Source organism: Vibrio fluminensis (assembly GCF_015278125.1).
Classification (GTDB): Bacteria; Pseudomonadota; Gammaproteobacteria; order Enterobacterales; family Vibrionaceae; genus Vibrio; species Vibrio fluminensis.
This window is the reverse complement of sequence record NZ_JADILO010000018.1, coordinates 70,064-80,647: the sequence shown is the minus strand read 5'-3', so window position 1 is coordinate 80,647 and position 10,584 is coordinate 70,064. Positions and strand designations below refer to the sequence as shown.

General features: G+C 39.6%; 6 protein-coding genes and 2 pseudogenes. 5 read left to right on the top strand and 3 right to left on the bottom strand.

Annotated elements, in window-relative coordinates; all coding sequences use genetic code 11:
* Positions 1 to 202 precede the first annotated feature (202 nt).
* Positions 203 to 346, bottom strand: a pseudogene (locus tag IRQ95_RS22225) (site-specific integrase); the annotation flags it as partial.
* On the opposite strand from IRQ95_RS22225, the gene IRQ95_RS13395 reads away from it, so the two are divergent.
* From IRQ95_RS13395 to IRQ95_RS13385, 3 genes and pseudogenes are all read left to right on the top strand, one after another.
* Positions 344 to 802 carry a hypothetical protein gene (locus tag IRQ95_RS13395; RefSeq protein ID WP_228481415.1) on the top strand — a complete coding sequence of 153 codons (459 nt, stop codon included), beginning with the start codon at positions 344 to 346 and terminating at the stop codon, positions 800 to 802. The pseudogene IRQ95_RS22225 and the gene IRQ95_RS13395 sit on opposite strands and share 3 nt — an antisense overlap.
* A gap of 312 nt (positions 803 to 1,114) precedes the next feature.
* Entirely contained in the window at positions 1,115 to 3,007 is a 1,893-nt protein-coding gene (locus IRQ95_RS13390) for an acyltransferase family protein (RefSeq protein ID WP_194437400.1), read from the top strand.
* 305 nt (positions 3,008 to 3,312) lie between these two features.
* Positions 3,313 to 3,567 (top strand): annotated as a pseudogene (locus IRQ95_RS13385) (IMP dehydrogenase); the annotation flags it as partial.
* A gap of 81 nt (positions 3,568 to 3,648) precedes the next feature.
* Here IRQ95_RS13385 and IRQ95_RS13380 read toward each other — a convergent pair.
* The gene (locus tag IRQ95_RS13380) at positions 3,649 to 4,413 is read right to left on the bottom strand and encodes an AEC family transporter (protein ID WP_194437398.1); all 765 of its coding nucleotides are present in this window, start codon (positions 4,411 to 4,413) and stop codon (positions 3,649 to 3,651) included.
* A 314-nt stretch (positions 4,414 to 4,727) separates the two neighbouring features.
* On the opposite strand from IRQ95_RS13380, the gene IRQ95_RS13375 reads away from it, so the two are divergent.
* Positions 4,728 to 7,805 carry an HD domain-containing phosphohydrolase gene (locus IRQ95_RS13375; protein ID WP_194437405.1) on the top strand — a complete coding sequence of 1,026 codons (3,078 nt, stop codon included), beginning with the start codon at positions 4,728 to 4,730 and terminating at the stop codon, positions 7,803 to 7,805.
* A 435-nt stretch (positions 7,806 to 8,240) separates the two neighbouring features.
* A complete protein-coding gene (locus tag IRQ95_RS13370; RefSeq protein ID WP_194437397.1) occupies positions 8,241 to 8,708 on the top strand; it encodes a hypothetical protein in 468 nt (155 codons plus the stop codon).
* A gap of 126 nt (positions 8,709 to 8,834) precedes the next feature.
* Here the strand turns inward: IRQ95_RS13370 and IRQ95_RS13365 are convergent, their stop codons facing one another.
* Positions 8,835 to 10,577 (bottom strand): EAL domain-containing protein, encoded by a 1,743-nt coding sequence (locus IRQ95_RS13365; protein WP_194437396.1) that lies wholly within the window; start codon positions 10,575 to 10,577, stop codon positions 8,835 to 8,837.
* Positions 10,578 to 10,584: the final 7 nt, after the last annotated feature.

Genomic DNA, 10,584 nt, shown 5'->3' with positions numbered 1-10,584 from the left:
CGGGCTTATCCTCTACGACTACATGGTCAAGTGCATGAAAGAGCTAGCGCAAACTGAGCCAGATATCGATGCACTCCTACCCTGGAACTTTAAACATTAGTAATATCGCCCCGTGGGCTCATGGGGCGCTTACTCTATACACAAGACACTTTTATTTTGCAGAAATGCTGGAAATTGCATTTTTATTCTATTTTATGCAAATTCAAAGAAATGCGAGAGGGTTCTTTTCTATTGTTTCAGAGAGGTGATCGGGGGCGAAATGTGCGTATCGCATCGTCATGGATATATCACCATGGCCAAGAACGTCTCTTAATACCAATATATTGCCACCATTCATCATGAAGTGATCGTCGCATTACTCGGCGTTAAATTAGTGCTGATTGGTATTAACGCCGTCGTACTAGTAAACCCTCTTGGTCCTTTCATTATTGCGATCGGTGCAATCATTGCTGGAGTCGGATTGTTGATTGATCACTTTGGCGGATTAACCCAAATAATGGACAATGTTAAATCGTTCTGGAATAGCATTTGGTATGATGATGAAGAGAGCGATAAAACCAAACAGCAAACCAAGGCGAGTAAGCAACGCCAAAATAAAAATGCAGCGTCTGAAGTTACATACAGCCAAACACGCTTAGAAGGCTATGAACGGTATAAGCGACGTGGCAAGTCTTATAATTCGGATGTGGATTCAGGTTATCAAGCGATAACGCAATTAGGGCAATCCAATGCTTATCAGCCGATTAAAAACCAAACTTTGAATAGTAAAATCAGAAGTAGAATTGAGAATAAAATCAGATAAGCCAGTAACCGTGGACAAAGCGAAGGGTGAGAAAGGCACTGATCTGAATTTAGATGTTGGCAATATGAGCATGAGCTACTAAAGGCGAGGAAGGGCGTTTAAATAAACGCACCTTCTTTTGTTGTTCTCTTTTAACTAGGTGCGAATTCAATTTCGAAGATACGTTGAATGTGATAATGATTAGTTCGTTTCGCAAGCGTCCATATTATTCTGGTTTTACACTAATAGTTTATCAATGCAAGGAAGGAATCATTAGACAGTACAATCATGAATTCACGCTATCTCACATATACATAATGCTAAAGCTTATGTATGATCTGTGCAGACCTAGAATTTGAATTATTAAGTGGAAATGTGGAATTAATGTTACAAAATCAGCCGTCGCGAACAGCCTATCGCGAGGATATACAAGGGCTTAGAGCATTGGCAGTCTCTTCAGTCATTCTTTTTCATGTGAATAAAGAGTGGGTGCCTGGTGGATTTATAGGCGTCGATATTTTTTTGGTAATTTCTGGTTTCTTAATTACATCTATTATTTTAAATCAGAAAATTAATGATTTATTTTCATTTAAGAATTTTTATTTTAGTAGATTTAAAAGAATTGTACCTGCCTATATCGTGTTTTTGGTGGTCATTGCAATTGCTATGGCAATTCTTTTAACACCTTCAGATTTCAAGTTCTTTAGAGATAGCTTGAAATATGCATCATATTTCGCCAGTAATCAATATTTTGCTGATTTTGGTAATTACTTTGCACCTAACGCAAATGAATTGCCACTTATGCATACTTGGTCATTAGCCGTAGAGATGCAGTTTTATTTTTTCTTACCATTACTTCTAATGTATATGCCGTCAAAATATCTTAAAACAACGGTTTGTACCTTGATATTTTTAATAAGTGCATATAGTACTTATGAGATTTTAGTATATAATGATAAGCAGAGGGTATATTTTTCTCTAATATCAAGAATTCCAGAGTTTCTTATTGGTTCGTGGTGTGCTTTGACTGGGAGCGGTAAGAAATGGAGTGGAGTGACATCCAATTTATTAGCTGCTGTAGGCTTGATGCTAATAGTAGGAAGTATTATATGTATTGATGAAAATAGTCTGTTTCCAGGGGTTTTAGCTCTTCCTGCATGTATAGGAACAGCATTTATCATTTCTGCTCAGAAAAGCATGACTAATAAATTCTTTTCTTTGTCTATTTTAGTTTGGGTTGGTGGACTATCGTACTCACTATATTTATGGCACTGGGCAATTTTGGCAGGAATTAGATACTACTTAGAAAGTTACGCTCTAAGTGAATACTGGTTGTTTGTATTTGCTATACTCACATTTTGTTGTTCTTATATATCGTACAGATTTGTCGAGCAAGGTTTTTTGTTTAAATTGGAAGGGAAACGTTCTGCTTACGGAGTTATAGGAATTATACTTCTTGTTTGTTTGGCTATCGTTTCTTCAAAGTACATAAATAAGAATGTAGTTGAGCCTCTGGAGTTGAATTTAACTCGTTACGCGATCGCAGATAAAATATGCCATGGTCAAATTGTTGGAAATTGCATAAGAGGAAGTGAAGACTCAGAAACAAAGGTTCTTGTCATTGGTGATAGTCATGCCGCTCAACTAAATGGCTTTTTCGATGAAATAGGTGATAAATACAAGTTGTCGTTTAAAGTTATAACAGCTAGTAGTTGTGTGACAATACCCGGATTTGATGTGGATCGTCTTCCTAAATGGGCTAGGCAACCATGTATAAATCAAATTGATGTTATTAGGGATTTACTCCCAAGTTACGATAAGGTTGTGATTGCTGGAATGTGGTCATACCAAACAAGGAGTAAAGATTTCATGGCTAGTCTGGAGCTATTTTTAGAAGATGCAAAGAAAGATGATATAGATGTCGTCGTTCTATCTCAAATTCCAAGGTTAAAATCAAATCCCATCCGACTACAAAGATTCAATGAGCTTGGCTTATCAACTCAGGTTGTTTTAGCCCAAGATTGGAAGACATCCAATGAAATTATCAAGCAAGTAGCAGGAAAGTATGACAATGCTCAATATATTGACTTGTCAGATGCTTCTATTTTTGAATCATTGCCATTTTACAAAAATGAAATGATTTATCTGGACACTAGTCATTTAAATGAAGTAGGGACTAAGTTATATGCCCAATCTGTAGGGGAACGTCTAGCAAATGCGTTTTGATTGTTATGAAAATTAAAAACTAATATCGGCTTTTGGTTTGGCTATAGTTTACTCGATGCCAACTATTATCAATAACTCAATGGTTTTAACTTATTGAATTCATGGCAGCCTGTTTGTTGGTTTCGGCTTTGAGAGCTTAAATCTCAGCTCTTAGATTAGGGAAGTTGCGAGAGGCGACAAAAATGGCGGCAGCCCTCGGAAACTTCTTAAACAGACGGTATAAAACGTCATAATTGCTGTTATCATATACAGTGTTTTATTTGTAACTTATTGATTTAATTGATTTAATTGATTTATTTTTTGTGATCAAATTCTGCGGCATGAATTCACAGTCAGCGATGGCGAAGCACTCTGGCGGCGTTGCAAAATACCGCGCAGCTGAAGGTAAAACCGTACTATTGCCATTCCGTGGCACAGTGCACGACACCATCTCAGACATCCTTGGCGGTGTACGCTCAACGTGTACATACGTAGGCGCAGCAAAGCTTAAAGAGCTAACGAAGCGCACGACATTTATCCGCGTACAAGAGCAAGAGAACAACGTATTCGGTAAAGAGTGATTCGGTCACTTTTCGTAAAAACTGAATAATTGAGAGCCGCTTTTAGCGGCTCTTTTTTATATGCACTTAACGCTTTTATGCTTATATCAAACTATAAGCTTGCAAGATTAATACACCAAGAGTGCACGTGATGGTGGATGCCACTGTCGTGAAGGCAATGATGTTTGCTGCCAGAATCGAGTTTCCGCCCATCGAGCGTGCCATCACGTAGCTTGCTGCCGCAACGGGTGAAGCGTTCATAAAGAATAAAATGCCTAGCTCAATGTCCCTAAAACCAACCCAATAAGCGACCGAAGTGATCAATACTGGCGCTATGAGTAACTTGTAGTTACTGGCAAACCACTGCGCTGCTTGATCTGCCCTAAGAGCGGTCAGGTTAAGTGACCCTCCGGTGCATAACAGAGCCAAAGGTAGCGTCATTTTCGATAAGTAATTACCAGCTTCAGTAATTACTGTCGGTACAGGAATGGCGAGAACGTAAAAAAGAAGACCAAGTGAAATCGCGATGATCAGTGGGTTCTTGGTTAATGTTTTCCCCATCATCTTCAGTGCTTGCATCCCCGATACGGAACCCCGTGGAGAAAGGCATATGACGGCTTGGATATTGTAGAGAAATGTTGTTGCCGCAACATACAGTGCGCCTAATGCTAAACCTGAACTACCAAATGCATTCGCGACATAAGCAATACCAATAATGCCGGTATTAGCACGAAAGCCACCTTGAATAATCACCCCTTGATCTGGTGATGATTTAAAGAATAATCGAACAGAAATTAGAGTGAACAGGAAAAAGGCAATACCGGAGATGATACCGAACCCAATGAATTGACTCGCCGCTGAAAACACTGGTTATTGCATTATTTTGCCTAAAAAAGCTCACACACTCTTTCTGTCTATTGAGCCTTCTTACAGGGCACTAAGATGCATCAACATAAATATCGAATAATAGAGAGCCGCTTTTAGCTGCTCCTTTTTTATTTAAGCAAGGGGTCACTCGTACTTATTGATCAAACTTCTCTTGAGCATATAAATCAATTAAAACAATTGTTTGACTTTCTGATGAGTTGATAATTAACTTAGATCTTAGGCTAAACGAAGGATATATTGCTGTGAAAAAAGTTGCTCATAGAAGGATCTCTTTGCGCGTTGTTTTGGGCGTGATGTTTGTGTGTTGTACGATTGTTACCTCTGCGGTCGCGATATCTTTACAATACTACTTCTCAAGTAAGAAAGAGTTAGAGCACACACTCAACCGTTACAACACTATCGCTACCGGCGTTTCAGAGTATCTTGGTAACTTGCAAAGCTTAGCGGAGAACGCAGCTCGCAGCAGCGCTCAGCTTGTTTCTATCATTGGAATAGACTCGGCTGATGAGCGAATAATTGTTCCGCTCTCTAAACTTCTCGCTCGAGATCCAAACCTTCACAGTATTTTTGTTGCAAAAGAAAACAACGATTTCTTCCAACTTATCAATTTGTCCACTCAAGAGATAAAAACACGAGTAGGCGCTCAAGAACATGACAAGTGGTTACTGGTTCTGCACCAAGGAAGAGGTAAAGAGCGGCAGAAAACGTCTATTTTTTATAACCAACAATTCCAACGTACCGATACCCGCACTGAATTTAGCAACTTTTTGCCCACTCAGCGTAGTTGGTATGAAAATGCCAACGTTGAAACTGTTTTTGAGACAGCTCCGTACCTATTTAATACCGTGAAAGTAAACGGTGAAACTTTCTCTATCAAAGTAGAAGGAACCGCGACAGTTGTTGGTGTGGATATTCTACTGTCTTCTCTGGAATCCCAATTAACCAATCGTTTTGTGGAAAATAGTAAACGTCCTGAGGCAGAGTCGTTTATTTATCAACAGGATGGGCGGTTGATCGCAACGAACAAAATGATAGATATTGAGGACCGTATTCCTCTAGTGACACCGATAAAGCTTACTGAAGAGCAGCAATCGTTGATTAGTCAGTTGCCCGAGCTTAAAGTCTCCAACCAAAATGACTGGGGACCGCTAGATTATACTGTAGGTGGTCGGCCAAATGGATTTGCTATTGATCTGTTCAAAATGATTTCAGAAATGACAGGTCTAAAGTTTAAGTTTGTTAATGGGCGCTCTTGGGATGAACTAGTGAACGATTTCTCTCAAGGTAATCTCGACATATTGCAGTCAATTTCTGACCCTAGCGACTTTTCACAAAGTGGTATTCTGGGAGCTCCGCTCTATCGAGGTAACTTTGCACTGCTTACCAAGCAGGATAACAATGATTTTTCTAGCCTTGATGCGATCAGTAATCAAAAGATAGGAATTCTTCGAGGCTGGAGTATTCAGGATAACTTATTGGATTCATTTCCCAATTTGACGTTGATTTCTTATTCTTCACTGCATTCGGCGATTGATGATCTTGAAGCCGGGAATATTTCAGCGGTGCTAGATATGAAGCAAGTGCTACAGAGTAAAGTACAGCAGAAGTTTCGTAAAGAATTAAAGATAGTACCGATAGAATCTGAGCTCTTGCCAAGAGAGTTCTATTACTCTGTGCGTGAAGAATACAAGGAGATTGTGGAAATAATCGATTTAGCGATTAATTCGATCTCTGAAGAACATCGTAGCGAATTGCGCGAGAAGTGGTTTGCAAAAGGTGCAACTCAGTCGACGTTTACTTTCATCCCTTACCCAGAACTTCTTGATATAGGGAAGATGCGCTCGAATGGCAGCAACGTGCAACTAACGACTATTAATGGGGTAGAAACCTATCTTTATGTTGCCAAGTTAAGAGAGCTGGATTCGCGATATTTTGCCGTGGTGATTCCTAAATCGTATATCATGGCAGGGGTGAATGAGGTTGCTCTCTACTCAATCGGTGCGTCATTGTTGGTGCTGTTACTTTTGTTGCCGATAGCTTGGCAAGTCGCACGCCCTATCTCAAAGCCGATAAATCAGTTGAGAGAGCAAGTTCGACTCATTAATCAACGACAATATTCAAAGGTTACTCGCATCCATAGTCGTATTGAGGAAATCCACCAACTCGGTCTGTCTGTGATGCGAGGCAGCTACTCATTAGAAAATTTCGAGAAACAACAGAACCTGTTCTTTGAGGCGATGATACAGTTGATCGCGCGCGCGATTGATGAAAAGTCGCCTTATACTGCTGGGCACTGTAATCGAGTTCCTGAAATTGCTTTGATGTTAGCCGAAGCAGCTGAAACCTCTGACAGTGAACCATTTAAAAACTTCAAATTTGAAAATGATGATGAACGACGAGAGTTTCGAGTAGCGGCTTGGTTACATGACTGTGGCAAGATCGCGACGCCAGAGTACGTCGTAGATAAAGGCAGTAAATTGGAAACAAACTATAACCGTATCCACGAGGTCAGAATGCGGTTTGAAGTATTGTGGCGAGATGCGCAAATTGATTACCTCCTGTCGCGCTTGGAAAAAGAAGTGGACCTAGAGAGTGATTTGCGAAGTGATCTAGCTGCATTAAGGGAAGAGTTTGCTTTTATCGCTAATGCGAACGTCGGCGGAGAGTTTATGTCTGACGATGATGTTACTCGATTGAAGCAATTAGCAGAAAAAGAATGGACTCGTTATTTTGATGCTGGCTTAGGGTTATCACCGTTAGAAGAAACGCGTTATCAACCGCAGCAAACTCCTGCAACGGAAAAGCTGTTATCTGATAAACCCGAACATATCATAGAGCGCGAACAACCTTTTGGCGATGTGGCGCTGTTTGGTATTAACATGGAAGTGCCCGACAAACTCTATAATCATGGCGAGCTGTATAACCTTTCTGTAAGACGTGGAACACTCTCTAATGAAGAACGTTTTAAAATTAATGAACATATGATAAGTGGAATAAAAATGCTGGAAAGCATTCCATTTCCACCTGAGTTGGCTCGTGTTCCACGCTACGCAACAACCCACCACGAGACACTATTGGGAACAGGCTACCCAAGGGGCATAAACCATAATGAGCTCTCAATACCTGAGAGGATCCTAGTTGTCGCAGACATTTTTGAGGCATTAACGGCATCGGATAGACCTTACAAGAAAGCTAAGCCACTTAGTGAATCCATCACCATTCTGTCGAAGATGGTAGATAGTGGTCATATCGATAGAGACATTTTCGAACTACTGCTAACCAGCGGTGTTTACCTGCAATATGCTGAGGAGTATTTGCCTAGTGAGTTAAGAGATTTAGATGGCATAGAACGCTTCATTTCTACCTCATAAAAAGTGGGTTTGACCATAGTGATACGAAACATCGCAAGGCACATTTTCCACAGTGTCTTCTGCTATGCTGTAATTTGTATAGTGATGTTTTCCAATTCAGGTTAAGAAAAAAGTCCTACAAAAACTGGGTTTCTTTAAATGTTCATCTTGAGTACATTAGCGCTTCTTCCGTTGTCATCGTTTCTACATTAGTGAACAAGATTGATGACTAAGAGCCGAAGCCTATTAGGCTTTATACGAAGGAAATGCCGGATTTGGAAAAGTCATTAAGAGACGATATCACGTTAGTCAGAGAGCTTATACTACGATGAAACTGTCTTTGGTATTATGATTAGCCCCCGGGAATATATGGATATTAGAATTTTGTAAGCAATTGATTGAAGCTATCACTTTGCTTATCTGATTTATATATACTTATAAAAGGTCTAGTAATAAGTGTTCTCTATTATTATAAGCGATTTCGAACCTATCAGACATTACATTAGAAATGGCATTAAACAGCACTTTGGCTTTAGTCATGCTATGGTGGTTAACGATATAAAAGAATTAACCAACCAAAAAATTGATAGTTTGATAAATGAGTTTGGTAATGTATCACTATTTTTTGATTTAGATGAGAAACCTCGTCTTATAAATAGCAAATCTAAAATAAAACGGAAAACTATTTTTGATGTAATGAATGCGTTAGACCGAAAATCAAGTGTTAGCTTGTTTGTTTTAGGAAGTGAACCTTCCTTTTTGGAAAACAAAAACGCGATCATTAACCATAATGTTCAGTCATATCAGATGTTGTCCAAGCCGTTTAATGGTCAACAATTAAGCAAATTTATCAATGTTAACCTAGGCAACGCTTATGGTGATAAAAGAGTCTACCCAACTAGAGCTATGTTGTTTGCTGCATAGCCATGAGTAGCTTGGGAACAAATAGCAAATTTTATGACGTTATTTAACCTGTTTTGGACTCACCTAGACAACGAATCTTTGTTAGTAGTCGCGGTGAGTCTTAAAAGCTTAACTATTCAATATATGTTACAGGTTAAGTACTCTAGCGAGCTCGACGATGGATTTGACCCCCATTTTCTGCAATATGCGTGTTTTGAAAGTGCTTACCGTTTTAGGGCTGAGATCAAGCTCATAACAAATGTGTTTGTTGGTAAAGCCCGCCAATAGTAGCTGAGCGATTTTTTGTTCGCTTTGCGACAGCTTTGGTTGGTTTCTTTTCTTTTTATTGTTGTGTTGGCTATCGATATATTTAGCCAGGTTAATCGAAGTGCTTGTAATATCTCCTGTACTTGAAACCGTTGGAATCACCAGCTCTGAGATAGACGAATCGCCTTGTTCGACTAATAACACTGCATTTCGTTTTCTAACGGTGTTGCTTATGTCTGAACGGATGTTATCTGGTAGAGACTGAAATGACTTGGAATCAACCACGACAAAGCTATTTGATGCCTCATTGAGTAATTCGATAAACAGACTAGGGTTTGATGCCAGTATAATAGGATTTGAGCTTAACTCTTTCGCTACGAGTTTTTGTATTGCCTTGCCTCGTGTTTGGAGTTGGTCGAACAAAATAACGGTATCGTATTGTTCTTCTTTACTCCAAGAAGTGGCTTCACCAGAAACGGCTCGATGCAAAGATGCCAACTCAAGGAAACTCATCGGTGCACCGGTATAGAAACCTTGACAAATATCAACGCCGAGCTCTTTGAGATACTCCCATGTTTGTTGATCTTCTATCCCTTCAGCAACGCAAGATAGACCCAATGCTTGAGCGAGCCTCAAGGCGGCAAGGGTAAGTTGTTGGTGCTTATAATTGGTGACAACATTGGAAACAAAGCGACGATCAATCTTGAGTTCTGAGATCGGCAAGTCAATCAATTGATTGAGAGAAGCGTATCCGGTACCAAAGTCATCGATTGAAAAACTGACGCCATAAAGGTTCAGGCGAGCTAAATTTTCTAATACCGTTGGAGTTGGCTGAAATGCCTTGTGTTCAGTGATTTCTAAGGTCAGCTTTTCTAGAGGAAATCCATTTTGTTGGCATATTTCTACCGTTTTTTCACAAAATTCTGTATTTAAAAAATTGGTATCGATGTTGAGCGATAGCTGAGGGGGAGAAAGTATGGTACCAAGGTCAAGAGTACTTCGCTCCAACATAAAATAGTAGAGGTCTAATAAGAGATTATGTTCAGAGAGAATAGATAAAAACTGACTTGGAACCAGCATCCCATGTTCTGGATGGTTCAAACGAGCTAGCGCTTCGACACCTACTAATTCAGCTTTATTGAAGCTAAATTGTGGTTGATAAAGTGGTAATACTGAATGGCTTCGAAATGCACTTAAGACGTCATCGGCTTCTGGCTTAAACTCGTCTTGTGTCTGCTTACTCTCTGCTAGATGTGAGAGAAACAGGTCTATTTCTAGGCTTAACTTTTCCGAGTCGAACGGTTTTGATAGGATACTTGTATATTCGTATCCAAGTTGATGGCACATACCTTTAGTTAGTTCTTTAATTGTGTCGTCAACAACACTTACGATTACGACACCTCTAGTGGTATTTGGCGTCAGCTTTTTTGAAAGTAGCGTGATGCCGTCGGCTTCAGGCATTCTGATATCAGTAAAAATAAGATCATACTGAGTTGAAGCGGTTGCATTATGAATGCTCTCAAGGTTACTCGTGATAGTAATATCGTTGTAGCCCAGATCTTGCAATAGCATTTTTAAGTAAAGAGCTTGAGGATAGTCGTCTTCGATTATTAATGTTTTCATAGATTCG